A 26,201-nucleotide genomic window follows, 5' to 3' on the forward strand; every position below is an offset into this window, starting at 1 on the left:
CCTCCCGCACCTCGCGCCAACGCTTCTTTCAGCCCGAGGACTCATGTCCGACGCGCCTGCAAGCCGCACGACTTCCGGGTTTCGAACCAGGGTCAACGCCGACACGGCCGTGCTGAGAAGCAGCAGGCTGCTGATGGCGGTCCCGGGCTGGCGCGCCCTGTTATGGGTCGTCGTCTTCAGCCTCGCGATCAACCTTCTCCTCCTGATCCTGCCGTTCTATTCGATCCAGGTCTTCGACCGCGTGCTCACGAGCGGCAGCATCGAGACGCTCATCGGGCTGACGAGCCTCGCGGTCATGGCGCTGGGCTTCAGCGCCTGCTTCGATATTCTGCGCAGCCGCCTGCTCGGCCGCTTCGCCGTCAGCTTCGAGCGATTGCTCGCGCCCCTCGTGTTGAAGGCCTCGATCGCGGAGGCGGCGAAGCGCAACGAGGCCGGGACGCACGACATGGTCCGGGTCCGCGAACTCCGGAATATCCTGTCGAGCGGAACGGCCACGACCTTAATCGACGCACCCTTCCTGCCGGTCTTCGTCGTCGTGCTCTACCTGATCCATCCCTGGTACGGCACGGTCGCGCTGATCGGCTCGCTGCTTCTGCTCTTTCTGGGCTTTGTCAGCGGGCGCGTGGCGCGCGCCGAACTGGCGGAGGCCATGGGCACGGCCTCGCGGGCACAGCGCGCGCTCGACGGCATCGTCGGTCACGCCAATCTGGTTCGGGCGATGGGATGGACGCATGGTGCCATCCGCGAGTTCCTCCGGCTCAACGACGCGGCGCTGGTCCCTGTGGTCAAGGCCAACGAGCGCGTCGCGCTGATCGCCTCCATCGCCCGCGCGATCCGGATCGTGCTCCAGGTCGCGGCGATCGGGATCGGCGCATGGCTCGTGCTGCAGAACGAAGTTCTCAGCGGCAGCATGATGGCGAGTTCTATCCTCATCAGCCGCACATTGGCGCCGATGGAGCAGCTTGTCGGCGGATTGCGCACGCTGACCTCGGCGCGCGATGCCTGGCTCCATGTCCGCGCCGCCGCCGCCTGCGCCCTGATCCGTCAGAGCCGAACGCTCCTTCCGCCGCCTCTGGGCGCGCTCGATATCAGCGCCGTCGCCTTTCGCAGCCCGAATGCGCGGCGGCCGGTCCTGGCCGGCATCAGTTTCCGCTGCCCGCCGGCGAGCGTCATCGTCGTCATCGGACCGACCGGCGCGGGCAAGTCCACGCTCCTGCGGATGATCGCGGCCCTGGAGAAGCCGACGACGGGTACGATCCGTCTGGACGGCGCCTCGCTCGAACACTGGGATCCCGACCAACTCGGACATTATGTCGGCTACCTGCCCCAGGACGTCGAATTGCTGGGCGGCACGGTGGCGGAGGCCATCGCCGGCTTCGACGAGACGGCGACCGACGCGGATGTGATCGGCGCCGCCAAGCAGGCCAACGCCCACCAGATGATCCTGGCCTTGCCAAACGGCTACGAGACCGAGATCGGCCGCGACGGCAACAAGCTTTCAGGCGGGCAGCGCCAGCGCATCGGGCTCGCCCGCGCGCTCTTCGGAACGCGCAAGCTGATCCTGCTGGACGAGCCCAACTCCAATCTCGACCCGGATGGCGAGGAGGCCCTGTGCGCCGCGATCCGCGAGGCGAAGGCGCAGGGCGCGACTCTCGTGATCGTCACGCATCGCCCGCGGCTCTTCACCGTCGCCGACATGATCCTGTTCCTGCGGGACGGTGTTCAGGTCGCCTTTGGCCCGCCAGGCGAAGTCCTGCCGCAGACCATGGCCGGGGTCACGCCGATGCGGCCCTCGCGCCCTGCCCCGGGCGGGAAGGTCAGATCCGACATCCTCGACGGGAGGCGCTGATGTCCGTCGTCGATCTTCCATCCGCGCCGGCCGACCGAAGCATCGTCCAGGAGGGCAGGTCTGGCCGGCTGATCCGGGCCATGGCCGTCGACCTGCAGGAGCTGCCGGAGCGTCCGCGGTCTGAGACGGCGAAGCTCGTCCGCTGGGGCGCGGCGCTGGTCCTCGTCCTCTTCGGCATCTTCGGCCTCTGGGCCGCCACCGTGCCGCTGGCGAGCGCGGTGATCGCGCCAGGGGTGGTCAAGGTCCTGTCGCGGCATCGCGCGGTGCAGCATCTCGAAGGGGGAATCGTCAAAGCCATTCTCGTTCAGGAAGGCGAGCAGGCGGAGCGCGGCCAGCTCCTGGCGCGGCTTGACACGACACAGATCGAAGCCAATCTTGGCGTTCTCGAGACCAAGCTTTTCGCCGACCTTGCGACGGTGGCGCGCCTGGAGGCCGAGCAGGCCGGCGCTGCCGAGATTGCCTTCCCCGACGAGCTTCAGAACAACACGACAAGCAGGGAGGCGCGGTCTGCCATGGCGGCCCAGCTTTCCGAATTCGCAGCGAGGGCCACGTCGCTCCAGGGCGAGCGCAAGCTCATTGATCAGCAGATCGCGCAGCTTGAGGACGCGATCCGCGGGTTCCAGAGCGGTTCGGAGGGCTTGGCGCGACAGCTCTCCTACCTCCAGGAGGAAATCAAGGATTCGGACTTTCTGCTGGCAAAGGGCCTGGCTCGGAAGCCGAGGGTTCTCGCTCTCAAGCGGACGCAAGCCGATGTCGAGGCCAGGATCGCGGCGAATGCATCCTCGCTCGCCCAGTCGAGAGGCAAGATCGCGGAGCTGGAAGACCGGCGCCGGCAAACCAGTTATGCTTGGCTGGAGGATATCGCCAAGCAGAGCCACGCGACCCGGGAGCGGATCTCCGATACCCGCTACCGCATCGCGGCGGCGCAGGACATGCTCCGCCGCAGCGAGATCCGCGCCCCCGAGGCGGGGACGATCGTCGGCCTCAACACGCGGAGCCTGAACGCGGTCCTCAACCCGCGCGAAACCCTGCTCGACATCGTTCCGACGCAGGACCGCTTGGTCGTCGAGGGCGAGGTGAAGCCGAGTGACCGCAACGAGGTCAGGCTCGGGCAGCCGGCTCGCGTCAGGGTCCTCGCCTTCAATTCCCGGCGAACGCCCATGTTCATCGGCGCTGTCACCATGGTCACGGCCGATGCGCTCGTCGACCCGCGATCCGGCAAGCCGTTCTACAAGGCCGAGGTCGACCTCCGGCAAACGCCGGAGCTCGGTCCCTATTTCGCGTCCCTGCAGCCGGGGATGCCGGTCGAGATCTTCGTGGAGACCGGCCACAGGACGTTTGCGGAATACCTGCTGGAACCGTTGATGCTGCGCGTGCGGCGCGCTTTCAGGGAGAGTTGAACGACGCGGGGGGATCAGTGCGGAGAGGAGGCCTCGATGTTGAGGGACGATTCCATGGCGCCGGCACAGCCGGACAGAGCGGCGATAGGTCTTGCTCTAGAGGCCTTCGGCCGGGCCATGCTGGGGTTGCTCGAATGCCGGCGATGCCTTGTCCTGACGTTATCGCGGCCGAGCGGCTTCGCAACCGTTGCCGCCCGTGTCGGCTTCGACGACGACATACAGCCCTCCGCGGATGTGATCACGCATCTGGTGCACAGGCCGGATTGGGAAGGCAGCGGCCTCTTCAACGCCGACTCATCCGACGCGCTGGTCACGGAGTTGCTGGGTCGAGGACCGGAAGAGGCGACGAAGGCGCTGGCGGGGCGCCTGCCCGCCAGCGACGGGAGCGACCTGTTTTTTGTGGCCGGCTGGAGGACGCATGCTCTCTCTGCCCCGGAGATGGTCTGCGTGACGCGCGCGGCGAGCGTGATCTGGGCGACAACCCAGGGCTTCACGCAACGTCGGCACGAAAATCTGAGCCTGGATACCCTCCTGCAGGAGCTGGCCTTTCCGGCCTTCGCCGTCGACCATCAGCTGCGGGTCCTCGAAACCAACGATGCCGGCCGGCAGATGCTGCTGGCCAAAAAGCCCGTCCGCCTTGACCGGGGCGCCCTCGCTGGCCCCAACTCGCTCGTCAACAACCTCCTGCACCATGCGCTGCGCGACACCATGGCCTCCCGTTCCGACCGGAAATGGACGAATACGATCATCCCGTTGTCGACCGACCATCGCGCCTTCGCCTTCGCATGGATCGGTGCAGCACCGGCCGAGCGGGATATGGACCGGCTGCTCGTTGTCATCCCCCAGATCGACCCGGCGGCGGGCGCCAGGCGGATCGCGACGGCTTTTGGCCTGCCCTGGGCCGAGGAAAGGATCGTGATGCGCGTCCTGGGCGGCGAACCGCCCTGGAAGATCGGGCAGACCCTCGATCTGACCGAAGCAACCGTTCGGACCTATATCAAGCGCATCATGCTCAAGCTGGGGATCAACCGTCAGATCGAGTTTTTCCTGCTCTATATTCTGACGTTGTCTCCTTTCGCGGAAGGCTGTCGCGGCCAGATTTTCCGTGGCGAGCCGCATCCCGCGAGTTCATCCGTCGAGCGGGATCGATGTCCGCATGAGGAAGCTCGATAACCGGGCCGTAGACCGCTGGCTTCGCGCCGCTCTGGCCCTCGCTGTTTTTGTCTTCCCGCCGGCCGCGATGGCCGAGGAAGCGCCAGTCTTCGCGCTACCCATCGCATGTGAGCTCGGAAGCAGCTGCGTCATCCAAAACTATGTCGATGTCGACCTTTCCTCCGCGTCCCGCGACTATCAATGCGGCACCCTGACCTATGACGGCCATAACGGGACGGATTTTCGCCTGCCCAGCATGGCCGCGCAGCAGGCCGGCGTGGATGTCCTGGCCGCCGCGGCCGGCCGGGTGGTGCGGCGCCGCGATGGCATCCCCGACGTGTCCGTTCGCAGCGCCGGTGAGGCGGCTGTGAGGGACGTCGAATGCGGCAACGGGGTTGTAATCGAGCATGCCGCCGGTTGGCAGACGCAATACTGCCATTTGGCCCGCGGCAGCCTGCGTGTCGAGGTCGGCGATCGGGTCGCAGCGCGCCAGCCCGTCGGGCGGGTCGGCCTGTCCGGCCTGACCGAATACCCGCATCTCCATTTCATCGTCCGTCATCGCGGCGCGACGATCGATCCCTTCGCTTACGAGGCATCGCCGCAATCATGCGGAGGCGGCCATATGCTTTGGGAGCCGGGTCTGCGCCCCCAGCTCGCCTACCGGCCCCGCTGGGCCTTGAACACCGGCTTCTCCACCGGCTCGGTCACCATGGCGGCGCTGGAGTCGGGCCAGACTGAACAGCAGCCGGGCGTCGATGCCCCCGCGCTTGTCGCCTATGCCCGCGGCATCGGCCTCAAGGCCGGCGATATCCAGACAATCGTCCTGAGCGGCCCTTTTGGTCAGGTCCTCGCCAAGCATCAAGCCGAACCGCTTGCGCGACACCAGGCGCAGTCCTTGATCTTCGCGGGTTTCCGGAAACCTCCGGCAGGGTGGAGCCAAGGCACCTATCGCGCGAAATATCTGATTTCGCGTGATGGCAGCACTGTTTTCGAGCGGGATTTCGAAATCCTGCTTCCGTAGAGCGGGCCTGACGACGCTCTCGGATTACTGATCGGCCCTGACCGCGCCAAGCGGCCCGGAGCCGACCGGTTCCGGCAGCTCGGTCGCAGGTCAGTCCCACTCGCTTTTTGTTCGGAAGGTTGTTTGGCGCGGAAGATGTAGAAGTCATCGACCATCTGCCCCAACTGCGACAGCTATTTCGAGCCAGACGATTTCCGCTCCTTCGGCCACCGCTCGCGCATGAGCCAGAAGGGCTATGCGCCCGAGGAGTATCGCGGCAAGCCGGTGATCGCGATCATCAACACCTGGTCCGACCTCAACCAGTGCCATGCGCATTCCAGGCAGCGTGCCGAGGATGTGAAGCGCGGCTTCGGCGGCCCACTGCCAGCTCCTGTGTAATCGGCCGCGGCGCCATAGCGGATGTTGCGGCCGCCGAAACGGCGGACGCGAATATTCGCCTGTTCGGCGTAGCCTACGAATCCCTCCATGATGCAGAGACGCGAGCAATACTCGCCAACGGAAGCCGAGGCCTCGTCGGACGGCACCCGCTGGCAGGTGCAGGTCCTCAGGAACTTGGCGACCCAAAGGCCCCCGGTGTACCGGGCGGCTTTCTTCGCGGGTAGCGTGTGGTTGGTTCCAATCAGCTTGTCGCCGTACGCGACGCTGGTCCTCACACCTGGGAAGAGCGAGCCGTAATTCGTCATTCGGTCGAGGAAGTATTGTGGGTCGGCCGTCATCACCTGGACATGCTCTGAGGTGATCCGGTCCGTCTCCTCTACGAGCTCATCGACTGTGTCGCACACGATCCCCTCGCCGTGATCCTCCCACGCCCTGTGGGCGATTTCCGGCAATACCGGCCTGACTCAAACGAAACGGATGTCGGCGCCACTGCGGCGATGTGCCCAGGCCGAGCCCGGCCATCGATCGATCTCCACCGGTCTCGATGCCTGCTTGTCGAATAGGAAGGCGCGTCGTGGTTTGGACGCGCCCCCCGAACCGCACCGGCTCCTTCGAATTGAGGTCAGCCCTTGTGAACGTCGACGGCGAGGGTCAGCTCGTCCACATGCGGCTCATAGCGTAATGCCCCCCGGGTCGCCCAGATGTTCTTGAAGTGGAACAGCGGGATGATCGCGACGTCCTCGGTCACGGTCTTGACGGCGTCGACTACGAGCGCCTCGCGCTTGGCATCGTCGGTTTCCGAGATCGCCTTTGCCGTGATGGCGTCCAGCTTCGGATTTGCGTAATGTCCCCAGTTGTAGAGGCCCCAGCCGGTTTCCTTGTTCCGGGTGCCCAAAAGGTCACGTAAAAGCCCGGTGCCTTCCATCGAGTTGTTGCTCCAGCTGCCGAGATAAGCCGTGAAATCGCCTTTGGCTCCGCGCGACGAGTAGACGCTGAACGGGATGGCGTCGATTTCGGCCTCGACCCCGATGCGGCTCCACATCTGGGCAATCGCCTGAGCGACCTCGACGCTGTAGGGCACGCGATCGTTGGAGGTCGACAGGGCGAGCTTGAAGCCGTCGGGGAAGCCAGCCTCCTTCAGCAGCTTCGCAGCCGCCTTCGGATCATAGGGAGGAACCGGCGTCTTCGGGTCATAGCCGAGAATGCCGGCCGGCAGCCACTGGCCCGTCGGCGTCGCGGTCCCCAGCATGATGCGCTCCGCGATTCCCTTGCGGTTCAGCGCAAGCGAGAGGGCTTGGCGAACCTTCGGGTTTGCCAGGGGAGAGGGGCTGAGCTTCTGTCCCTTCTTGTCGGTAACCGCCGGTGCGCTATCGGCAGGCTTGTTCATGGGAACGACATAGGTGACGCGCATGCCGGCCACCGAGGCGACATGCACGTCCGGCTCCTTCTCGAGCCGAGGCAGGTCGCTGGCCGACGGCGTGTCGATCATGTCGAGGTCCCCGGCCAGCAAGGCGGCAGTCCGCGCGGCGACGTTGGGAATGAGCCGGATCGTCAGATTGGTCCAGGCCGGCTTTTTTCCCCACCACTTGTCATTGCGAACGAATTCGATCCGCTCTCCGGGCGTATAGCTCACCAGCTTGAACGGCCCGGTTCCGATCGCGGCCTTGCCGCTGTTGTAGTCGGCGGTCGTGGCGCCTTCGCCGGCGTGGCGCGAGACGATCGCCAGACGCGTCAGATCGCTGGGCAAATTCGGCACCGGATCCTTGGTGTGAAGCCGGATGACGTCCGGGCTGACCACTTCGGCTTGCGTGATCGGGCGGATGATGCCGGCGAAGCCGCCGAGGTTGTTGGGGACGTCGAGGGCCCGCTTGAGCGTGAAGGCGACGTCGTCGGCGCTGAAGGGCTTGCCGTCGTGCCACGTGACGCCGTCACGCAGCTTGAACTCCCAGACGGTCGGCGAGACCGCCTTCCAGGACACCGCCAGCCCGGGGATGAGCTTGCCGTCGGGGCTGCGATGGACCAGCCGGTCGTAGATGTGGAACGCAACGAGGTTGTTCGGCGTCGTGCTGTAGAAGTGCGGGTCGATCGAATTTACCGACCCACCGATGCCGATCGAGAGCTTGTCGGCGAAAGCGGACTGAGCGCCCACGCCCAAGAGAACCACGGATGCCAGCGCAAGCCGGCGCAGGGCGCCAACCATATGACGAGTCATGCCTTATCCCCTGTTTATTGTAATTCAATAATCAATATTTGAAACCAATTTCATAGCTCTGTCAAGATTCGCGCCCGGGCACGGCCATGCCGAGGCTCCCGACCCGGTGGGGATCGGCGACCTTGAACACTGGAAGAAGGAGACGGGTTTGACCGAGGTTTAGGAGACCAAGGCCTCGGTCGTCCGGAGAGCTGCCTGGGCGACGAGGGGGGCAAGGTCGCGCAGCGCGGCCTCCCGATCGTAGCGCGTCGTCAGCGTCGACAGGTTGATCGCGCCGATCGCTCGCCCCGCCCGATCGTGCACCGGAGCGGAGACCGAAATGGAGCCTTGCTCCATGTTCTTCTCCGTGACGGCGAAGCCGGTCGCCTTCGCGGCCTCCAGGATGCGGACCATCTCGGCCGCGTTCGCGGCTTTGGTTCGCTGTGCCACCGATGGGTGGGAAATCGCCCAGATCTTCTCGACATGGCTGGGAGCCGAATGGGCCAGCAGCATCTGCCCCGACGACGAGGAAAGCGCCGGAAAGCGCGTGCCCACCGGCAGGTTGACCGACGAGATATGGGTGCTCGGGACGGTCGCGATGATCACGATCTCCGCACCGTCGACCTCGACCCAGGAAATCGTCTCGCGCGTCCGCTCGGCGAGCTCACGCATGGCCGGATAGGCGGCATCAAGCCCTGCATTGGCGGAAACCGCATTCTGGGCGAAGCGAAAAACCTTGCGGGACAGGCTGTAGCGCTTGGTCTGCTCGTCCCGGTCGAGATAGCCCAGCCGTTCCAGCGTGTAGATGAAGCGCTGCGAGGCGCTGCGGCCGAGCCCCGTCCGGATCGCGATGTCCGAAAGCCCGAGCGTCGAGGCCGACTTGTCGAAAGCTTCCAGCACCTTCATCGCCTTCCCGACGGAGGCCACGAACAGACGCTCGTCGATGACCTGCGACGGTGCGGGACTGCTTGCGTCATTCGCCGACGATGTCGGAGCGCGGTTCATCGGCGACGAGGCCATCTTCGGTTCAAAATCCCATGGTCGGGCTTGCAGGTGTAGCAGCTTCGTCCCGGTGCTCAAGGCCGGGGAAGGTGATCGAAGCGCGAGAGAAAGCGCTGCCTGAGCAAGTTCTTCTGGACCTTGCCGAGTGTATTGCGCGGCATGTCTTCGAGGATTTCGATATCTTTCGGGAGCTTGTAGCCGGACAGGGACGATTTGAGCTTTTTCAACGCTTCGGACCTGTCGAACGCCGCACCCGCTCCGTCGAGTTGTACCACGGCCAGGACCGCCTCGCCGAAGTCCGGGTGCGGTACGCCGATCACCGCGCTTTCCAGGACGCCGTCGATGGCATTCAGCGCGGCTTCGACTTCCTTTGGATAGACGTTGAGCCCGCCTGTGATGATGAGATCGGCTCCCCGTCCGAGGACGCTCACCTGGCCATCCTCGTCCATCCGGCCGAAATCGCCGGTGACGAACCAGTCGTCGCGGAAAGCCTTGGCCGTCTTCTCCGGATCCCGCCAGTAGCCGAGAAACCGATAGGGCTGGCGTAGCTCGATCATGCCAACCGCCCCTGGACGAACAGGCTCGCCGTCACCGTCGACGATGCGGACCTGCGACCCCGGCAGGGCCGCTCCCGAGTTGTCGGCGCGTCGCTGGTCCCCGACCCGGTTCGAGGTCGCGATGAGCACCTCGGTCAGGCCGTAGCGATCCAGCAGCACATGGCCCGTGCGCTGGCTGAAGGCGGCGAAGGAGTCCGCGCGCATCGGCGCCGAGCCCGTCACGAACAGGCGCATCCCGCCGACCAGCTCGCGATCGAACCGCGGGTCGGCCATCAGCCGGCTGTAATAGGTCGGGACGCCGGCGAAGATCGTTGCCCGCGGCAACTGGGCGAGCACCGCCTCGGTCTCGAATTTCGGCAGCAGGATCATCGAGGCGCCGCCAGCGAGCGCCGGCGTCGTGGTGCCGAACAGGCCATAGGCCATCGGATTGGCGTGCAGCAGCACGTCGCCGGCATGGATACCCCAGCAGGCCGCCAGGGAGCGCGCGTTCCAGATCACCGATCCGCAGGAGAGGAGCGCGCCCTTCGGCTTGCCGGTCGTTCCGGAGGTGTAGACCATCGCGTTGGGCGTATCCGCGGTCGCGGCCGCGAGCTCGCGACGGGGCTGGATCGGCGCGCTGCCTTCCGTGAACGTTCCGCTCCCGTCGGATGCCAGCGTGAAAACGCTTTCCGCGCCCGTCGCATCGATGGCGGCGCGGCGGCTGGGATCGCAGACGACAGCAGCTGGTCCGGCGTCGCCGACGATGTGCTCAATCTCGGCATCGGTCAGCCCGATATGGATCGGAAGATAGATCGCGCCGAGCCGGCAGGTCGCCAGATAGAGCAAGATGCCTTCCGGCGATTTCTCCAGGATGCCCGCAACAAGGCTTCCCGGGCCGACGTCCGATCCGGCCAGCAGAGCCGCGTAGCGTGCGGTGATGTCATCGACCTCGCCGAACCGGATGCGGCGCCCGTCGAAGGATTCCATGAAGATGCGGTCGGGTTCGCGGGTGGGATCGAACAAGGCCGCGAAGACATTCGCATCGGCGGGCACGGATACGGTATTCATGGCTGCGCCCTCCTGCTTCCGCTCAACGGCCCTTGAAGACCGGCTTGCGCTTTTCGGCGAAAGCCCGGCTGCCCTCGCGATAATCCTCGCTGCGGTCGGCAGCTTCGGATAGCGCGGCGATTTCCGGGGCGACGGTGGAAAGCGCGCCTTGCGCGATCGCATCGCAAGCCCGTTTGGCAGCACGAATCGAGAGCGGCGCGTTCTCGAGCATGGGCTGGAGGTAGGTGAGGGCGGCTTCCACCACGTCACCCTCGATGCGCTGAGAGATGAGTCCGCAATCGAGCGCAGCCTGAGAATCGATGAGCTGGCCGGTATAGAGCATATGCCGCGCCATCGCGATGCCGGCCGTGGCCGCCAGAAGCTGCGTGCTGTCCGCCGGGTACACCAGTCCGAGCTTGGCTGGTGGCACACCGAAGCGGGCGGTTCCATCGGCGATCCGGAAGTCGGCACGCAGAGCCAGCGTGCAGCCGCCGCCCACGCAGGGGCCGCTGACCGCTGCGGCGACGGGGACGGGCACCGCCGAGACCGCGGCGTAGCAGGCCATGATCCCATCCCAGTACTCCCGGCGCGCCGCCGGATCGTCGCGCACGGCGGCGAAGGCGCCGATCTCGTCGCCGGCGCAGAACGCGCCGCCTCGGCCGGTCAGAACCACGGCCCGCAGATCGGGGTCGGACCCAAAAGCCTCAAAGATGGCGCCCAGCTGGCGCCAGGCGCGACCGTCGAGCGCGTTGCGCTTGGCGGGGCGATTTATGGCCACGATGGCGACGGGGCCGCGTCTCTCCAGTTCGATATCAGCCATGGGATCTCCGTTCACGCGTCCGCCGCAGCCTTGACACGAACGGGTCGGCAATATCAATATACAATCATAAATATTGACTGACAATAATTTGTGAAGGCGGCTTCCAGCCGCGGCGGGCCGCAGGACACGATATGCAGACAGATGTCGTAACGATTGGCGAGCTTTGGGACCGGCGGGCCGCGCGCGATCCGGCGCATGTCTACTGTCGCTTCGAGGATCGGGACTGGACGGTCGGCGAACTCGACGAGCGCATCAACCGGCTCGCCAACGCCTTGCTGGCGCAGGGCCTGGTCAAGGGAGACCGGGTCGCCTTGATGCTGCCCAGCCATCCCGACCATATCGTCGCGATCTTCGCGCTGGCGAAGGCGGGACTCGTGCGCGTTCCCGTCAATGTCCACCTCAAGGGGGCTTCTCTCGACTTCGTCTTCGATCGCTTCGAGCCCCGGGCGATCATCGCCGACCGGGCCTATTCCGAGGTCCTTGCGCCTATCGTCGGGCGTCTTCCCGGATTGAAGGTCGTCTGGCGCGGAACCGACGCGCCGGCGGATTTCGCCGCGATCATCGATGCGGCCTCGCCGGCCCGGCCTGCGGTTTCAGTGATGGCCGACGATATCATCGCGATCACGCCCAGCTCGGGAACCACAGGCGAGCCGAAAGGCGTCCTCAAGACGGACCGCAGCCTGCGGGCCGGGCCGATGGGGACGCTCGCTCTCACCGGGGCAAGGTCGGGCGACGTCCTGCTGCTCTGGGAGCCGCTCCACCACGGGGCCGGCGTCGCCGTGCTGATCGCTGCGGTGATGGAGCCGCTGACGCTGGCGATGGTCGAGAAGTTCAGCGCTTCGCGCTTCTGGGACCAGGTGCGCCGCTACGACGTCACCCATATCCACTATCTCGGCGGCGTGCTGCCGTTGCTGCTCAAGCAGCCGGGCAGCCCGCTGGACCGGGACCACAAGGTCAGGATGGCCTGGGGCGGGGGCTGTCCCGTCGATGTCTGGCGGGCCTTCGAGCAGCGCTTCGGGGTCGTCCTGCGCGAGGGCTACGGCCTCTCGGAGATGACCACCTTCGTGACCATAAACCCCGAGGGGCGGCTGGGTTCCTGCGGGCGCCCGCTGCCGTTCTACGACGTGCGGCTCCAGGGCGAGGACGGCGTGGAGGTTCCTGTCGGCGAGCCGGGCGAGATCGTCGTGCGCCCTCGCGAGGAAGGCCTGGCCTTCAAGGGCTATTTCCGGATGCCGGAAGCCAGCGCCGCGCTGGTGAAGGACGGTTGGTTCTCGACAGGCGATCTCGCGAGGCGGGACGAGGACGGCTTCCTTTTCTACGCGGGCCGCCGCAAGGACAGCGTTCGCCGGCGCGGGGTCAATATCTCCGCCTGGGAGGTCGAGCGCATTATTCTGACCCATGACGAGATCGAGGAATGCGCCCTCATCGGTGTTCCGAGCGAGATGGGCGACGACGATCTCAAGCTCTTCATCCGGACGGCGGAAGGGCGCTCCACCGACCCGCTCGCATTGCTGCGCTGGTGCGAGAGCCGGATGCCCTATTTCCAGATCCCGCGCTACGTCGAAACGATCGCCGAGTTCCCCAAGACGCCGACGCAGCGCATCAAGAAGAGCGATCTGAGCCGCGGCGTCGATTCCTGCTTCGATCTCGAACGATCCGGCCACAAGATCGGCCGCTGAGGGATCGAGGATTCCGTAACCCGAAGCCGCGGGGCAGGATGATCCTCGGGCCGGATTTCTGTCCCAAGGTCGCGACGCGGCGTTTTCGGAGCTGATGCGATGAGTGCCTGGCTTTTGCGCCGTCTGCTGCAGGCCTTCTTCGTCGTCATGGCGATGACCTTGATCGTCTTCATCGGGATCAGTGTGATCGGTGATCCGGTCGAGACGCTGATCTCGCAGGACGCGGATCAGGGAGAGCGACTGCGCACCATCGCGGCCTTCGGGCTCGATCGGCCGCTCTGGGCGCAGTATCTCGCCTTCCTGAACGGCGCCATCCATGGCGATCTCGGCAACAGCTTCGTGTACAACGAGCCGGCGCTGCGCATCATCTTCCAGCGGATGCCGGCGACGCTCGAACTGGCGCTTGCGGCGACCATCCTCTCGATCCTCATCGGCATACCGCTCGGACTCTATGCCGGCGTCAGACCGCGCTCGCCGGTGACCAAGTTCATCATGACGGGCTCGATCCTGGGCTTTTCCCTGCCGGGCTTCTGGGTGGGCCTGCTTCTGATCATGGTCTTCGCGGTCCAGCTCGGCTGGTTGCCCTCGGGCGGTCGCGGCCAGACACGGGAGCTCTTCGGCGTCGACTGGTCGTTCCTGACTATCGACGGCTTGCGCCATCTTGTCCTGCCGGCTCTCAACCTCGCGCTGTTCAAGATTTCGCTGGTCCTGCGCCTCGTGCGCGCCGAGACTGCCGAGATCCTGCCGCAGGATTACATCCGCACCGCGCGCGCCAAGGGGCTTTCCGAGCGGGCGATCATGTTCCGCCACCTGCTGCGCAACATCATGATTCCGGTGATCACCATCATCGGACTGGAGTTCGGCTCCGTCGTCGCGTTCTCCGTTGTCACAGAGACGATCTTCGCCTGGCCCGGGATGGGCAAGCTGATCATCGACAGCATCCATGTGCTCGATCGCCCGATGATCGTCGCTTACCTGATGATCATCGTCCTGCTCTTTGTCGTGATCAATCTGCTCGTTGACTGCCTCTATACGGTGCTGGATCCGCGCGTGAGGGTGAGCTGATGAGCACCGCGCCGATCGTCGGGGCGGCGCCGCGCCCCGGAGCGTTCCGTCGCTTCCTGAGCGCCTTCCGCTCCTCCGGCGTCGCGATGACGGGGCTCGTGCTGCTGGTCGCGATCGTCCTCGCGGCGTTGCTCGCGCCCTGGATCGCACCGCAGGATCCCTACGATCTCACTCAACTGGACATCCTCGACGGGCGCCTGCCGCCGGGTTCTGTCTCGGCGACCGGCATGACCTACTGGCTCGGCACGGACGACCAGGGGCGCGACATGCTCTCGGCCATCCTGTACGGCCTGCGCATTTCGCTGTTCGTGGGCGTCACTTCCGCGCTCGCGGCTGCCACTGTCGGCGCCATCCTGGGGCTGGTCGCGGCCTATGCCGGTGGGCGGCTCGAAAGCGCTCTGATGCGCCTGGTGGATCTGCAGCTCTCGTTCCCCACCATTCTGATCGCGCTGATGATCCTGGCGTTCCTCGGCAAGGGCATTGCCAATGTCGTCCTGGCGCTCGTCATCGTTGAGTGGGCGGCCTATGCCCGCACCGCCCGCGCCAGCGCCCTCATCGAAAGTCGCAAGGAATACATCGAGGCGGCGACGGCGATGGGAGCCTCCTCGGGGCGGATCCTGTTCCGCCATCTGCTTCCGAACTGCCTGACGCCGCTGCTGGTGATCGGGACGGTGCAGGTTGCTCGCGCGATCGCGCTGGAGGCGACGTTGTCCTTCCTCGGGCTCGGCGTTCCGGTGACGGAACCCAGCCTCGGCATGCTCATTGCCAACGGCTATCAGTACATGCTGTCGGGCAAGTTCTGGATCAGTTTCTATCCCGGCGTCGCTCTGCTGCTCACCGTCATGGCGATCAACATGGTCGGCGATCACCTGCGCGATGTCCTCAACCCTCGCCGCGGGGAATAGTGCGGCTCCTTTCAAGAATCGTCCGTGCAGCGCCGCAGCAGGACTGAGACAGACACTGGCGTTTCGCGAGCATGACCTGTCAGTCCTTGCGACCCCCGCCTGCTCGACCAGATCTGGCCGCAGGTCTGGGAGCTGCGGAACGCGGCCAAGGCCGATCATATCGAGATGGAGGTCATCAAGCTGGACGTCTTGAACGAGATCGACCGCACCAAGGCGCTCAGCATCGAGATCGGCGTATTGTTCAACAATGCCGGCATCATGGAATCGGGGCCGATGGTCGAGATTCCGATGACGGTGTTCCGGTCGGTTTTCGAGACCAATGTCTTTGCCGCGCTGGAGCTGGCTCAGGGCTTCGCTCGCGCCATGGCGAAGCGTGGTGCCGGGCGGATCGTCTGGACCTCTTCGGTCGCCGGCCTGGTTAAGGTTCCCTTTGACGGCGCCTACGCTGCTTCGAAACACGCGGTCGAGGGTATCTGCTCGGCGATGCGCGAGGAGCTCAAGCCCTATGGCGTGCAGGTGGTGACGGTAAACCCCGGCGCATTCCGCACCGGCTTCAACGACACGGGCATGGAAAGCATGGATCAGTGGTGGGGTCAGGACGAGCGCGTCGTCGCCCACTGGCCGGTGCGCGCGCTTGATCGTCAGCACGATCCCGATGAGATGATCGAGGCGATTATCGATGTCATCGAGGCAACGGACCCGCCTTATCGCACTGTCCGCCCCGCCAGCGCCGAAGAGATGGTTCGCAAAGAGCAGGCGGAGATTTGGGATCGGCGCGCCTGAACGCCCGCAAAATCTTTGAGATCGCGCTCGATGGGGACGTTGCGGCAATGTCCGCTTCTTGGCTGTAAGCGAAGTTCTGCTATTGGCGCACAGAGGTCGCTCCTGACTACCGCCGCGCGACCCAGCAATCGCTCCACTTGTTGGCGGCAGTTCGAGCTCATATCGCTGTCTGATCGCGCTAGACTTGTTGGCGTCGACCGAACCAGCGCAGTGCATTCGCCCTGATGACAAGGCTCATGGCATCGCCCGGAGCCAAACCGCGGAGCGTATCCGGCGGGACGGAGGCAACGATCGCACTTCCGTCAGATAGTGTGCCATGCAGATTGGCGATGGAGCCTTGATAGGAAATTTGTTCGACGGTTGCCTTGAGTGTGTTGGCTGGGCCGGCATCGGTGACCGAAACGGCCTCGGGGCGAAGCAGAACCTCACCATCGTCTCCTGGGGAGCCGGCCACGCCACTTGCCTGCAACTCGACTGTAATGCCGGCGGCAAGGGCAATCGAGACATGCGTGTCGTTTCGGCCGGTAATACGGCCGGGGAGGAAGTTCGCCCGGCCGATAAAGTCCGCGACGAAGCGGTTCGCCGGCTTTTCATAGATTTCGCTCGCGCTGTCGAGCTGTTGGAGCTCGCCATCCTTCATGACTGCAATCGTATCGGCGATGCTCATCGCTTCCGACTGATCATGGGTCACGAATATCGATGTCAGGCCGAACTCGCGCTGCAGCCTCGACATCTCCAGGCCGGTGCTTTCGCGCAGCTTGGCGTCGAGATTGGAGAAGGGCTCGTCGAGCAGTAGGATCGAGGGATTGATCACGAGCGCGCGCGCCACCGCGACCCGCTGCTGCTGACCGCCGGAGAGTTGGCGCGGCAGGCGATCCGCGAGGCCGGAGAGCTTCAGCTTGTCGAGCATGACGCCGACCCGCTGGTCGCGCTCCGCCCGGCCAACGCCGCGCCGGCGCAATCCGAAGGCGATGTTCTCGGCTGCGCTCATATGGGGAAACAGCGCGTAGTTCTGGAACACCAGGCCGGTATCGCGCTTGTGGGCCGGTATCCGGGTGATGTCGGAGCCGCCGGCCCTGATCGAGCCGGAAGTCGGCTCGATGAAGCCCGCGACCATGCGCAGCGTGGTGGTCTTGCCGCAACCGGATGGCCCGAGCAATGCCAGCATCCGGCCCTGCGGAACCTTCACGCTAAGATCGGCGACCGCAACGGCCGAGCCATAGGTCTTGCGCAGATGGTTGATCTCGATGTCCATGGTCAGTTCCGGGAGCGCCCGACGGAGCCCAGCAGGTGATAGAGGAGCATGAAGCCCAGGGTCGCCAGAACGAGCAGGCCCGAGACCGCCGCCACGGAAGGCTCGAAACCGAGCTGCACGGCGGAATAGATGGTCACGGGTAGCGTCGGAGCGCCCGGCTCGGCCAGGAAAAGCGCAAGCACGACCTCGTCGAACGAGGTGATGAAGGCGAGGACCGTGCCGGCGACGATGCCTGGTCGCACGACCGGCAGCACCACCAGGAAAAAGGCGGCGACCGGTGAGGCGCCGAGATTGCGCGCGGCTTCTTCCAGACTGCGGTCGAACCGGCGCAACACCGGCAGAGAGACCCGCAGCACATACGGCGTGCAGACGATGACATGCCCGGCAACGAGCTTCCACGGGCCCGCTAGAAGGCCGGTTCGGGTGAAGAACAGCGTCAATCCGACGGCAAGCACCAGTGTCGGCAGGATCAACGGCGACAGGAACACCGCCTCCAGAAGTCGCCGGCCCGGAAAGTCGAAGCGCGTCAATGCGTAGGCGGCGGACACCCCCAAGGCGCAAGCGATGATCGCGCTGATCACGGCAATGCGCAGGCTGACCAGCAGCGCGGTCAGATAGCGCGTGTCATGCAGCGCCGCAGCATACCATTTCAGCGTGAGACCCTGCGGCGGGAAGGCGAGATAGCCGGTATCCCCGAGCGGTGCGGCGACGACGACGAGGATCGGCAGCAGCAGGTATCCGAAGGCCAGTGCCGTCAGGACCAGCATGGCGATGCCGAGCGGAGAGCGCAGTGAGATCGTCATCGCGAAGCCTCCTTGTCGGCACGGCCTTCCAGAAGGGCGCCATATGCGAGCGACACCGCCAGGACGACGACGAGGAGGATGGTCGCCAGCGCCGCCGCGAACGGCCAATCCAGCAGCTCGACGGCCTGTTCGTAGATGGCTGTCGCCATGACGTTGGCGCGTGCGCCGCCGACAAGGCTCGGCGTCGCGAAGGCGCTGATCGCCAGCGAGAAGACGAGAAGCGAGCCCGCGACGATGCCGCCGCTTGCGAGCCGGAATGTGACGAGGCCCAGCGCCACGCTCGGGCGTGCGCCAAGGCTCATCGCGGCGTATTCGAGATCGCGATCGATCGATTTGAAGACCCCGTGCAGGGTCAGGATCATCAGCGGCAGCAGCACCTGCGCGAGCGCGATGATGACGCCCGTCATCGTGTACATGGTCTGCACCGGGTGGTTGACGATGCCGAGCGCGAGCAGCGTCCGGCTGAGCAGCCCGTCGCGAAAGAACAGCACCATCCAGCCGAAGGAGCGCACGACGGCGCTGACCAGCAGGGGAAAGGTCGTCAACAGCAGGAGGAAGCTTGCCCAGCGCGATTGCGAGCGCGCCAGCAGATAGGCCGTCGGGACACCCAGCAGGAGGGTGATCGCCGTGACGGCGAAGCCCAGCCAGAGCGTGCGGCCCAGCATCTCCCAGTAATAGGAATCGACGAAGAAGCGCTCATATTGCGCGAGCGTGAAACCGGCCTTCTCTGTCGCGCTCATCGCCAGCAGCGATGCCTGCGGCCAGATGAAGAAGACCGCATAGGCGAACGCGCAGGGAGCAAAGAGCAGGACGGGCGCGAAACGCGCCACGCCCGAGCCTGAAGCGGCTGTCGTCACCGTGCGATCTCGCGATTCCAGCGTTCGATCCAGCTGGCGCGCTTGGCGTTGATCTTGTCACGGTCGAGTTGGGCGAGCTTGTCCACGGCAGGAACCTCGGCCGCCAGATCCGCCGGCAGCTTGGTTTCGGGATTGGAGGCTGTCCATCGCATCCGCCGCGCGATCTCGATCTGCGCTTCCGGCTTCAACATCATATCGATGGCTGCCCCGGCGACATCCGCGTTCTTGGCGCCCTTGGCGACGCAGGCAGTAATGTTGACGGCGGGGCTGCCTTCTTGCGGAGTCGCGAAGGCAACAGGCAGGCCGGCCTGCTGCAACTTGAAAGTGTTACCGGTATCGTAAGGCATGATCCAGATGTCACCCTGCCCGAACAGGGTCGGCAGATCAGAGGCCGCCTTGAAGATCGTCTCGCCCTTGATCTTCTTCATCGCCTCGAAGCCCGGCTCGATATTGTCTTCGCTACCGCCGAAGGCCTTGGCGAGCATGACGAGGAAGTCGACGCCGTAGCCGTTCGTGATCGCCGGGAAGGCGATGTGGCCCTTGTATTCCGGCTTCAGGAAATCCTTGTAGCTCGTCGGCGGCGTCTTGATCTTGTCCTTGTTGTAGACGATGCCCTCGGCGATCACGGCCCAGGTTACCCAATGTCCATCCGGATCCTTCAGGGCGGCCGGGATTTGGGCCATGCGGGAAACGCCGGCCATCGGCTGGCTCAAGCCTTCGCTCTTGGCGAAGGCTTCCTGGCCGCCGGAGAACTGGAACATGTCGATCTGCGGATTGCCGGCCTCCGCCTTCATGCGGGCGAGGGCAGCGGCCGACTGCATTGGCACCTGGGTCGTGGACGCCCCGCTTTCCTTGTCGAAAGGCGTGAAGACCGCCGCCTGGATGATATCCATGGTCGAGCCGCCGAAGCCCGAGCTCACGAGCTTGCGGCCGGCGAAGGACTGCGCCTGCGCCGCACCCGGCAGCAGCGGAAAGGTGGCAGAGGCGGCAAGTGCCGCCATCGCCTGGCGGCGGTTGATGTGGCTGATACCCATGATGATCCCCTGTTGTTGGGCCGGGTATCGAGACCCGGCCATGTTACCGAGTTCTGTTGCGGATTCAGGCCGCGTCGTATCCCTTTGTGCCGACCAGCTCGAAAACCTGGTCGCCGTTATAGATGGGCATATGCGGCCGGCGGATCGAGCCGACCCAGGCCTTCTCGACCGGGCAATGAACCTCCTCAACGACTTCGCCGAAGAGATCGACGATATCGGCGAGATGCTGGCCCTTCACCACATCGTCCCCGGGGCCGACCTTGGGAATGAACAGGCCGCCATGCGTGGCCTTGTGATGAATCGCATCTCCGCCGAGGCGGAACTGCGCCGGCACGACCGGCTCCCCCGGGAGCATGCCGCGAGCTTTGCAGACATTGAAGATTGCCAGCGTCAGCCGCTCGAGGTCTTCCGCCGTGACCCTTGCGCCACCGCCGCTCTCAACGATCAGAGAAGGCTTGCCGCTCTTGGTGTAATGGGTGAAGTGGCACCCGGAGAGGCCCTCCTCCAGCGAGTTCCAGACATTCGGGGCGCCACAGGCGCGCCCGAGCCGCTCGGACTCGATGCCTTCCGCCGTCCCGTTGTTGTGGAACAGCGTATAGTGGCAGGTGATCGTAAGGTCGCCCCCGGAATGCAGATCCAACATGGCGTCCGAGTTCGCGAGCGAGAGCTCCAGCAGTCGATGGGCCAGCTGATAGGTGTGATGGCCTTGGCGGTCGCCGGGGAACACGCGGTTGAGGTTGTACCCGTCCTGCGGGGTCAAGCGATTGTAGCCGCGGAAGCCGAGCGGATTGGCGAGCATGAGGCAGACGACGCGGCCGGAAAGCTGGCTGAGATCGACCGTCTTCAGGAAGCGCTGGATCGCGAGAGGGCCGACCACTTCGGGGCCATGGATGCAGGCCTGCAGCCAGAGCGTCGGGCCGTCCTTCTGGCCCTCTGCAATCAGCACCGGGGAATAGATGGGGCCGTCGGGATAGGAGCCGAGCTCAACATGGCCCTTTGTGATCTGCCCTTTGGCAGGCTTGGCGGTGCCAATCATCATCTGCTGCGCGCTCTCGTTGGCTATCGTGCAGCGGCTCGTGCTGCTGCTATAAGAGAACCCGACGTACCATATATGTCAACGCTGTTATCGCATATGGAACAATCATGAGCTCGCTGGAAAACGGATTGCGCATTCTCTCGCTCCTCCACGAAGAACGGACTGTTCTCCGGGTCGGAGAAGTTTGCCGCGAGCTCGACATGCCCAAGGCGTCGGTGTCCCGGCTGCTGAAAACGCTATCGGAAGCGGGGCTTCTGGAGCGCGAGGATCGCGATCAAGGTTATGTCGTCGGCGGACGCGCCCTGGACCTCGGCGCCCTTTACCTCGCTCGTCACAGCCTGCTCGATCTGGTTCGCGTCGCAATCGACGACCTCGTTCGTGAATTCGGTTTCACCGGGCATGCGGGAATCGTGTCAGGTCACGAGCGCGTGCTGCTGGTCGCCCAGCAGGGCACCTATGCTCTGCAACACACTGGCGCCGTGGCCGAGCGCAAGCCAGCGTTCGATTCCATCATCGGACGGGCGATCCTGGCGCGCATGGACGACGAGCGCGCCATGGCGCAACTCGATGCGCAGGGAAAGCTGGGCCTGCGCGCCATGATGAGCGATCAGGAGGTCAAGGCGGAGTTCGCCGCTATCCGGAAGAGCCGAATTGCGCGCTCTTCCAGCCTGATCACTCCGGGCATTTCTTCAATCGGGGCCGCAATCGCCGATCCTGGTCGCAACGAGATCATGGGGCTCTGCCTGTCATTCCCGACAATTGCGGCCGACAGTGGTGTGCAGGATCAGATTGCCGCGCGCGTCGCGCAGCATGCGCATTCGATCGGCATGCGCATGCGCGATCCAGTCTGGTCCTAAGGGCGCTCCCGGACGAAAGCCGCGCAGCCGGAAGCAGCCGCTCATCAGCGAACCAAGCACGAGATCGACCTGCCCCCAAATGTCTGCTTCCGGGGAGTGACCCAATGTCCGGGGATGGCGCGCCATCCCCTTAACCGCGAGCGGTGGCAGCGCAGACATTCAACCGATGTGCAGGCGGGACTGCCAATCCGGCGATGGAGAGCCCCCTTCGCAACGGATATAATTCCGCAGCCCGTCGCTCAGGGCATCCATGACGGCGCGAATGCGCGGGATCGCGCGGAGATCCTCATGCGTGACGACCCATGTTTCGAGGTCGAAGCGCACCTCGCTGGGAAACAGGCGTACAAGCGCATCGTCGCCAGCGGCGAGCGGTACCTGGCACAAACCGTAGCCGACCCCGGCGCGGATCGCTGCGAGATGGGCAAGGTGATTGTCGCTGCGAAAGATGGTCCTGGCGTCGGCGAGCGGCGAACCGGCGGCGCGCATAGCCTTCAGCACCGCATCGTCATGTTCGAGTCCGATGAGTCCGGTCGCGACGATATCGGCCAGGGCGCTCGGCCACCCTGTTCTGTCGAGATAGTCCCGGCGGGCGTGCAACCCGATCGGAATCGCTCCGACCCGACGCGCGACCAATCCACCCTGCGCCGGGGGCGACATCCGTACGGCTATGTCGGCCTCGCGCCGCAATACATCCTCGTTACGGTTGCTCGGGCTGAGCGCGATGACGAGGCCGGGATGTGCGGCCCCCAATCGAGCGATGATCGGCGGCAGCACCTCGATCGCGATCACCTCGCTGGCCGAGACCCGCACCACTCCTGCGATCTCGCCGGCAGTGCCTGAAGCTGTGCGCAGCAGAGCGTCCGCCGCATGGCCCATCGCCTCTGCATGGCCAACCAGCATCAAGGCCGTTTCCGTCGGCGTCAGGCCGGCCGGGGACCGTGTGAACAGCGCCATGCCGATCTCGCGCTCCAGCGCCTCGATCCGATGGCGCACCGTCGGCTGCGCAAGGCGCAGCGCGCGAGCGCCGCCGGCGAGGCTTCCCTCGCGTGACACCGCCAGAAAGGCCTGCACATCATCCCAGTTCATCAATTCATGTTAGGCTGACTGTCAGACTTCGACAATTTTCTTCATGGCCCGCGAGGCGCATCCTGCTCTGAAGGAACAGGAGCGAACTTATGCGGACGGCTTTGGTACTTGGTGCGAGCGGCGGGATTGGTGGTGAAACGGCCCGAGCGCTAGTTACGCATGGCTGGCAGGTCCGCGGCCTGAGCCGCACCCCGAGGCAGCACGGAGTTATCGACTGGCGGATCGGCGATGCACTGGACATTGCAGCCGTTCTCGCAGCGGCCAAGGGTGTTGAGGTCATCGTACATGCCGTGAACCCACCGGGGTACCGCGACTGGGACAGGCTGGTCATGCCGATGCTCAAGAACAGCATCGAGGCGGCCCTTACAAATGAAGCGCGCCTGGCGCTGCCAGGCACGATCTACAATTACGATCCGTCCGAGGAGCCCCTTGCCGACCCGGAAACGCCACAGCATCCCCGCACGCACAAGGGCGCGATCCGCAAGGCGATGGAGGAGTGCATGGAAACGACGCTAGGCCTGCGATCACTCGTACTGCGCGCTGGCGACTTCTTCGGACCCCGCCCCGGCAACAGCTGGCTTTCGCAAGGGATGATCCGGCCCGGCAAGGTGGTGCGCCGCGTGATAAACCCCTCGCGTCACGGTGCGGGCCATGCTTGGGCCTACCTGCCGGACGTCGCCGAGACCTTCGCCCGCCTGCTCGACCGCCAGGATTGCTTGCCGGCCTTTGCCCGCTATCATTTTGCCGGGTATTGGGACACCGATGGCGGCTCCTTCGCCCGCGCGATCCTGCAGGCGGCCGGGCGCTCGACGGGGCCGATCTGGCCGTTCCCATGGTTCGTCCTGCCGATCGCAGGCTTGTTCAACGTCACGATGCGCGAGCTCGTTGAGATGCGACCCTTCTGGACGCATGCCCTGCGCCTGGACAATACGAGCCTTGTCGAGACAATCGGCCCTGAGCCGCATACACCCCTCGATGATGCGCTTCGCACAACGCTTGTGGCCTTAGGCTGTCTTCCCCAGGCATCGGCAGCACGGAATTGAATGTCGGCTTCCGAGCGCCGGGCCAACGTCAGGAAGTGACGCGTCGGAGCTGCTAATCAGCTCGTTTGCGCTGGCTTCCTGTCCTGGGAGATTTTTCCTTGGGCTTCAAGATAGGCGCAGAACATATCGGCGAGGCCATCGGCGTAGACCTGAATTTCCACCTCGGTCCTCGGTGTTTCCGAAAATTCCTTGCCAACCGCGCTCATCGTCGTGGTGATGAGATTGCCCGCCAGCGCGCGCTTGCTCGCCGATGCCGCTGGCAATGCCTCCTCCATGAACCTCCTGAACAGGCGCGCGCCAGCGGCGCGTGCCTCCTTCGCCTCGGGTGCGTCGCGGTAAAGCGGGGCTGCATCATTGAGCGCTCCTCGCACGGCGGCCTCTTCGCATTCGGAGCGGACGAAGGCGTGAACGAGTTCGCGAAGCCTGGAGAGCGGAGGCTTCGCGGCATCGCCGAGGATATCGGTGAGCATCGCGTGCGTCTGTCGCCATTCGTCGCTCTGCAGGCGGAACAGGATAGCCGCCTTGTTGGGGAAGTACTGATACAGAGAACCGACGCTGACCCCGGCTTTATCCGCGACGCGGGCCGTGGTGAAGCGCTGCGCGCCCTCCTGCGCCAGAACCTGAATAGCTGCCTCCAGAATCGCCGACACCAACTCGGTCGAGCGGGCCTGCTTCGGCGCTTTTCGTGAGGAAATCCGGGATGTTGGCCGCTCGGCCATGGCGCACTCTGGCAATGCGAATAGGAAACGCGACGAATTATTCGTATTTTCTGCTCCGAGACAAGCACCCGTTTCTTGCCCTTTGGAGCCTTCCATGACGACCCTGACGACTGCGCCCCTCGCGCCTCTTCTCGATCGCCTGTTCGAGCAGGCCGATGCAGCCCCCAGCTCCGCGTTCGCCGGCTTCTCCCGTGAGGAACGCGAGCGCCTGATGCGCAGCAAGACCGAGTATCTCGATCTCTACGGCCGCCTGAAGGATCTCTGGCTTCCGGTATCGCGGGAGACCGGCGTGCTGCTGTACATGCTCGCCCGAAACAGCCGCGCCCGAACGATCATCGAATTCGGTACCTCCTTCGGCATCTCGACCCTGCATCTTGCCGCTGCCCTGCGCGACAACGGCGGCGGACGCCTGATCACCACCGAATTCGAACCGGCCAAGGTGGCGCGGGCGCGCCAGCACCTCGAAGCTGGCGGTCTTGCCGACCTCGTCGAGGTCCGGGAAGGCGATGCATTGAAGACGCTCGCAGCCGATCTCCCCGAACAGGTCGACCTGCTGCTGCTCGACGGCGCCAAGTCGCTTTACCCGGAAATCCTCGATCTGATCGAGGGAAGCCTTCGTCCCGGGTCGCTCATGGTCGCGGACAATGCCGATCACAGCCCGGATTACCTGCAGCGGGTCCGCGCCCACGACAGCGGCTACCTGTCCGTCCCCTTCGCCGAGGACGTCGAACTGTCAATGCGGATCCGCTGAACAGCAAGGAACCAACCATGCATGTTTTCGTAACGGGAGCGACCGGTTGGGTTGGCTCCGCCGTCGTCGCCGATTTTCTCCGCGCCGGTCACCGCGTGACCGCGCTCGCGCGAACGACCGAAAAAGCGTCGGCTCTCGCTGCCGATGGCGTGGAGATCGTGCCGGGCACGCTCGACGACCTGGATGTTCTCCAGAGCGCGGCGGCTCGGGCAGATGGCGTAATCCATACCGCCTTCAACCATGACTTCCTGAAGGACTTCTCGCTGTTCGCCACCAATGCGGCTCAGGACGAACGAGCAATCATCGCCCTCGGGCAGGCCTTGGCCGGATCGGATCGCCCGATCCTGGTGACATCCGGTCTCTCGGGACTGCAGCCCGGCGCTACGGAGGCGGATCGCCCGGTGTCGGGCTCGCCGCGGCGATCCGAGGCCGCCGCGACAGCATTGGCTGAGCACGGTGTAAGGGCGGCGACGATCCGCTTGGCGCCGTCCGTCCATGGCATTGGTGACTACGGCTTCGTGGCAATGCTCGCTCGTCTGGCGCGGGAAACCGGCGTCTCGGCCTATATCGGCGACGGCTCGAATTGCTGGTCGGGCGTGCATCGGCTCGATGCGGCCAAGGTGTATCGGCTCGCGCTGGAAAGAGGAGCGACCGAGGCCATATACCATGCTGTCGCCGACGAGGCGGTGCCGTTCCGAGAGATTGCCGCAGCGATCGGCCGCCGTCTCGGGCTCCCGGTCGAAGCACGGCCTCGCGAGCATTTCGGCGGGTTTGCCATGATGGTTGCAGCGTCGATGGCCGCAACGAGCGAAGCCACCCGCTCGCGCCTCGGCTGGGAACCGTCCGGCCCCGGCCTCATCGCGGAGCTCGACCGGGCGGACTACTACGCCGCCTGAGCGCGAAGCGACGCCAACGTCCAAGCAGAGATACCA

General features: G+C 65.0%; 23 protein-coding genes and 2 pseudogenes. 13 read left to right on the forward strand and 12 right to left on the reverse strand.

Features of this window, described 5'->3' with window-relative positions; genetic code table 11:
• Positions 1 to 43: 43 nt before the first annotated feature.
• The 5 genes and pseudogenes from BGO20_RS03320 to BGO20_RS03340 form a co-directional block, all read left to right on the forward strand.
• On the forward strand, positions 44 to 1,849 hold the full coding sequence (locus BGO20_RS03320; RefSeq protein ID WP_291663389.1) for a type I secretion system permease/ATPase: 1,806 nt from the start codon (positions 44 to 46) through the stop codon (positions 1,847 to 1,849).
• Positions 1,849 to 3,249, forward strand: a complete 1,401-nt coding sequence (locus tag BGO20_RS03325) for an HlyD family type I secretion periplasmic adaptor subunit (protein WP_291663391.1) — start codon at positions 1,849 to 1,851, stop codon at positions 3,247 to 3,249. Before BGO20_RS03320 ends, BGO20_RS03325 begins: the two co-directional genes overlap by 1 nt.
• A 36-nt stretch (positions 3,250 to 3,285) precedes the next feature.
• Positions 3,286 to 4,422: a helix-turn-helix transcriptional regulator gene (locus tag BGO20_RS03330; protein WP_291663393.1), complete on the forward strand. Its 1,137-nt coding sequence runs from the start codon at positions 3,286 to 3,288 to the stop codon at positions 4,420 to 4,422.
• On the forward strand, positions 4,355 to 5,422 hold the full coding sequence (locus BGO20_RS03335; protein WP_291663395.1) for a M23 family metallopeptidase: 1,068 nt from the start codon (positions 4,355 to 4,357) through the stop codon (positions 5,420 to 5,422). Before BGO20_RS03330 ends, BGO20_RS03335 begins: the two co-directional genes overlap by 68 nt.
• A gap of 153 nt (positions 5,423 to 5,575) precedes the next feature.
• Positions 5,576 to 5,770 (forward strand): annotated as a pseudogene (locus BGO20_RS03340) (dihydroxy-acid dehydratase); the annotation flags it as partial.
• A 29-nt stretch (positions 5,771 to 5,799) separates the two neighbouring features.
• Here BGO20_RS03340 and BGO20_RS03345 read toward each other — a convergent pair.
• The 5 genes and pseudogenes from BGO20_RS03345 to BGO20_RS03365 all read right to left on the reverse strand — a co-directional run.
• Positions 5,800 to 6,243: pseudogene (locus tag BGO20_RS03345) on the reverse strand (histidinol dehydrogenase); the annotation flags it as partial.
• Between the two features lie 179 nt (positions 6,244 to 6,422).
• On the reverse strand, positions 6,423 to 8,012 hold the full coding sequence (locus BGO20_RS03350; RefSeq protein WP_291663397.1) for an ABC transporter substrate-binding protein: 1,590 nt from the start codon (positions 8,010 to 8,012) through the stop codon (positions 6,423 to 6,425).
• Positions 8,013 to 8,171: 159 nt separating this feature from the next.
• On the reverse strand, positions 8,172 to 8,918 hold the full coding sequence (locus tag BGO20_RS03355) for an IclR family transcriptional regulator (protein WP_291663399.1): 747 nt from the start codon (positions 8,916 to 8,918) through the stop codon (positions 8,172 to 8,174).
• A 149-nt stretch (positions 8,919 to 9,067) separates the two neighbouring features.
• Positions 9,068 to 10,597, reverse strand: coding sequence for an AMP-binding protein (locus tag BGO20_RS03360; RefSeq protein WP_291663401.1), 1,530 nt, complete (start codon positions 10,595 to 10,597; stop codon positions 9,068 to 9,070).
• Between the two features lie 22 nt (positions 10,598 to 10,619).
• Entirely contained in the window at positions 10,620 to 11,396 is a 777-nt protein-coding gene (locus BGO20_RS03365) for an enoyl-CoA hydratase/isomerase family protein (protein WP_291663403.1), read from the reverse strand.
• A gap of 131 nt (positions 11,397 to 11,527) precedes the next feature.
• On the opposite strand from BGO20_RS03365, the gene BGO20_RS03370 reads away from it, so the two are divergent.
• From BGO20_RS03370 to BGO20_RS03385, 4 genes are all read left to right on the forward strand, one after another.
• On the forward strand, positions 11,528 to 13,075 hold the full coding sequence (locus BGO20_RS03370; RefSeq protein WP_291663405.1) for an AMP-binding protein: 1,548 nt from the start codon (positions 11,528 to 11,530) through the stop codon (positions 13,073 to 13,075).
• Positions 13,076 to 13,174: 99 nt separating this feature from the next.
• The gene (locus BGO20_RS03375; protein WP_291663407.1) at positions 13,175 to 14,140 is read left to right on the forward strand and encodes an ABC transporter permease; all 966 of its coding nucleotides are present in this window, start codon (positions 13,175 to 13,177) and stop codon (positions 14,138 to 14,140) included.
• Positions 14,140 to 15,045: an ABC transporter permease gene (locus tag BGO20_RS03380; RefSeq protein WP_291663409.1), complete on the forward strand. Its 906-nt coding sequence runs from the start codon at positions 14,140 to 14,142 to the stop codon at positions 15,043 to 15,045. Before BGO20_RS03375 ends, BGO20_RS03380 begins: the two co-directional genes overlap by 1 nt.
• Positions 15,046 to 15,156: 111 nt before the next feature.
• A complete protein-coding gene (locus BGO20_RS03385) occupies positions 15,157 to 15,828 on the forward strand; it encodes an SDR family oxidoreductase (protein ID WP_291663515.1) in 672 nt (223 codons plus the stop codon).
• A gap of 178 nt (positions 15,829 to 16,006) precedes the next feature.
• On the opposite strand, the gene BGO20_RS03390 is transcribed toward BGO20_RS03385, so the two are convergent.
• The 5 genes from BGO20_RS03390 to BGO20_RS03410 form a co-directional block, all read right to left on the reverse strand.
• Positions 16,007 to 17,083: an ABC transporter ATP-binding protein gene (locus BGO20_RS03390; protein ID WP_291663410.1), complete on the reverse strand. Its 1,077-nt coding sequence runs from the start codon at positions 17,081 to 17,083 to the stop codon at positions 16,007 to 16,009.
• A gap of 2 nt (positions 17,084 to 17,085) precedes the next feature.
• Entirely contained in the window at positions 17,086 to 17,886 is an 801-nt protein-coding gene (locus BGO20_RS03395) for an ABC transporter permease (RefSeq protein WP_291663412.1), read from the reverse strand.
• Positions 17,883 to 18,743 (reverse strand): ABC transporter permease, encoded by an 861-nt coding sequence (locus tag BGO20_RS03400; RefSeq protein ID WP_291663414.1) that lies wholly within the window; start codon positions 18,741 to 18,743, stop codon positions 17,883 to 17,885. Before BGO20_RS03400 ends, BGO20_RS03395 begins: the two co-directional genes overlap by 4 nt.
• Positions 18,740 to 19,777 carry an extracellular solute-binding protein gene (locus tag BGO20_RS03405; protein ID WP_291663416.1) on the reverse strand — a complete coding sequence of 346 codons (1,038 nt, stop codon included), beginning with the start codon at positions 19,775 to 19,777 and terminating at the stop codon, positions 18,740 to 18,742. The genes BGO20_RS03400 and BGO20_RS03405 overlap by 4 nt, the downstream gene beginning before the upstream one ends.
• A gap of 64 nt (positions 19,778 to 19,841) precedes the next feature.
• A complete protein-coding gene (locus tag BGO20_RS03410) occupies positions 19,842 to 20,816 on the reverse strand; it encodes a succinylglutamate desuccinylase/aspartoacylase family protein (protein ID WP_291663417.1) in 975 nt (324 codons plus the stop codon).
• A 104-nt stretch (positions 20,817 to 20,920) separates the two neighbouring features.
• On the opposite strand from BGO20_RS03410, the gene BGO20_RS03415 reads away from it, so the two are divergent.
• Entirely contained in the window at positions 20,921 to 21,670 is a 750-nt protein-coding gene (locus tag BGO20_RS03415; RefSeq protein ID WP_291663420.1) for an IclR family transcriptional regulator, read from the forward strand.
• 159 nt (positions 21,671 to 21,829) lie between these two features.
• Here the strand turns inward: BGO20_RS03415 and BGO20_RS03420 are convergent, their stop codons facing one another.
• Entirely contained in the window at positions 21,830 to 22,756 is a 927-nt protein-coding gene (locus BGO20_RS03420) for a LysR family transcriptional regulator (protein WP_291663421.1), read from the reverse strand.
• Between the two features lie 89 nt (positions 22,757 to 22,845).
• Between BGO20_RS03420 and BGO20_RS03425 the strand changes: the two genes are divergently transcribed.
• Positions 22,846 to 23,799 carry an NAD-dependent epimerase/dehydratase family protein gene (locus tag BGO20_RS03425; protein WP_291663422.1) on the forward strand — a complete coding sequence of 318 codons (954 nt, stop codon included), beginning with the start codon at positions 22,846 to 22,848 and terminating at the stop codon, positions 23,797 to 23,799.
• Positions 23,800 to 23,855: 56 nt separating this feature from the next.
• Here BGO20_RS03425 and BGO20_RS03430 read toward each other — a convergent pair whose 3' ends face one another.
• Positions 23,856 to 24,518 (reverse strand): TetR/AcrR family transcriptional regulator, encoded by a 663-nt coding sequence (locus BGO20_RS03430; RefSeq protein ID WP_291663424.1) that lies wholly within the window; start codon positions 24,516 to 24,518, stop codon positions 23,856 to 23,858.
• Positions 24,519 to 24,612: 94 nt separating this feature from the next.
• Here BGO20_RS03430 and BGO20_RS03435 point away from each other — a divergent pair, with 94 nt between their 5' ends.
• Positions 24,613 to 25,269 carry an O-methyltransferase gene (locus tag BGO20_RS03435; protein WP_291663425.1) on the forward strand — a complete coding sequence of 219 codons (657 nt, stop codon included), beginning with the start codon at positions 24,613 to 24,615 and terminating at the stop codon, positions 25,267 to 25,269.
• Positions 25,270 to 25,286: 17 nt separating this feature from the next.
• Positions 25,287 to 26,165, forward strand: a complete 879-nt coding sequence (locus tag BGO20_RS03440) for an SDR family oxidoreductase (RefSeq protein WP_291663426.1) — start codon at positions 25,287 to 25,289, stop codon at positions 26,163 to 26,165.
• The last annotated feature ends 36 nt before the right edge of the window (positions 26,166 to 26,201 follow it).

Source organism: Allobosea sp. 67-29 (assembly GCF_001898115.1).
Lineage (GTDB): Bacteria > Pseudomonadota > Alphaproteobacteria > Rhizobiales > Beijerinckiaceae > Allobosea.

Excerpts from the sequence above, each read along its gene's own strand:
- BGO20_RS03350 (WP_291663397.1), bottom strand. The coding sequence starts at position 8,012 with ATGACTCGTCATATGGTTGGCGCCCTGCGCCGGCTTGCGCTGGCATCC.
- BGO20_RS03320 (WP_291663389.1), top strand. The coding sequence starts at position 44 with ATGTCCGACGCGCCTGCAAGCCGCACGACTTCCGGGTTTCGAACCAGG.
- BGO20_RS03435 (WP_291663425.1), top strand. The coding sequence starts at position 24,613 with ATGACGACCCTGACGACTGCGCCCCTCGCGCCTCTTCTCGATCGCCTG.
- BGO20_RS03405 (WP_291663416.1), bottom strand. The coding sequence starts at position 19,777 with ATGGGTATCAGCCACATCAACCGCCGCCAGGCGATGGCGGCACTTGCC.
- BGO20_RS03330 (WP_291663393.1), top strand. The coding sequence starts at position 3,286 with ATGTTGAGGGACGATTCCATGGCGCCGGCACAGCCGGACAGAGCGGCG.
- BGO20_RS03420 (WP_291663421.1), bottom strand. The coding sequence starts at position 22,756 with ATGAACTGGGATGATGTGCAGGCCTTTCTGGCGGTGTCACGCGAGGGA.
- BGO20_RS03360 (WP_291663401.1), bottom strand. The coding sequence starts at position 10,597 with ATGAATACCGTATCCGTGCCCGCCGATGCGAATGTCTTCGCGGCCTTG.
- BGO20_RS03395 (WP_291663412.1), bottom strand. The coding sequence starts at position 17,886 with ATGACGATCTCACTGCGCTCTCCGCTCGGCATCGCCATGCTGGTCCTG.
- BGO20_RS03410 (WP_291663417.1), bottom strand. The coding sequence starts at position 20,816 with ATGATGATTGGCACCGCCAAGCCTGCCAAAGGGCAGATCACAAAGGGC.
- BGO20_RS03365 (WP_291663403.1), bottom strand. The coding sequence starts at position 11,396 with ATGGCTGATATCGAACTGGAGAGACGCGGCCCCGTCGCCATCGTGGCC.
- BGO20_RS03390 (WP_291663410.1), bottom strand. The coding sequence starts at position 17,083 with ATGGACATCGAGATCAACCATCTGCGCAAGACCTATGGCTCGGCCGTT.
- BGO20_RS03325 (WP_291663391.1), top strand. The coding sequence starts at position 1,849 with ATGTCCGTCGTCGATCTTCCATCCGCGCCGGCCGACCGAAGCATCGTC.
- BGO20_RS03380 (WP_291663409.1), top strand. The coding sequence starts at position 14,140 with ATGAGCACCGCGCCGATCGTCGGGGCGGCGCCGCGCCCCGGAGCGTTC.
- BGO20_RS03375 (WP_291663407.1), top strand. The coding sequence starts at position 13,175 with ATGAGTGCCTGGCTTTTGCGCCGTCTGCTGCAGGCCTTCTTCGTCGTC.
- BGO20_RS03440 (WP_291663426.1), top strand. The coding sequence starts at position 25,287 with ATGCATGTTTTCGTAACGGGAGCGACCGGTTGGGTTGGCTCCGCCGTC.
- BGO20_RS03430 (WP_291663424.1), bottom strand. The coding sequence starts at position 24,518 with ATGGCCGAGCGGCCAACATCCCGGATTTCCTCACGAAAAGCGCCGAAG.
- BGO20_RS03425 (WP_291663422.1), top strand. The coding sequence starts at position 22,846 with ATGCGGACGGCTTTGGTACTTGGTGCGAGCGGCGGGATTGGTGGTGAA.
- BGO20_RS03415 (WP_291663420.1), top strand. The coding sequence starts at position 20,921 with ATGAGCTCGCTGGAAAACGGATTGCGCATTCTCTCGCTCCTCCACGAA.
- BGO20_RS03370 (WP_291663405.1), top strand. The coding sequence starts at position 11,528 with ATGCAGACAGATGTCGTAACGATTGGCGAGCTTTGGGACCGGCGGGCC.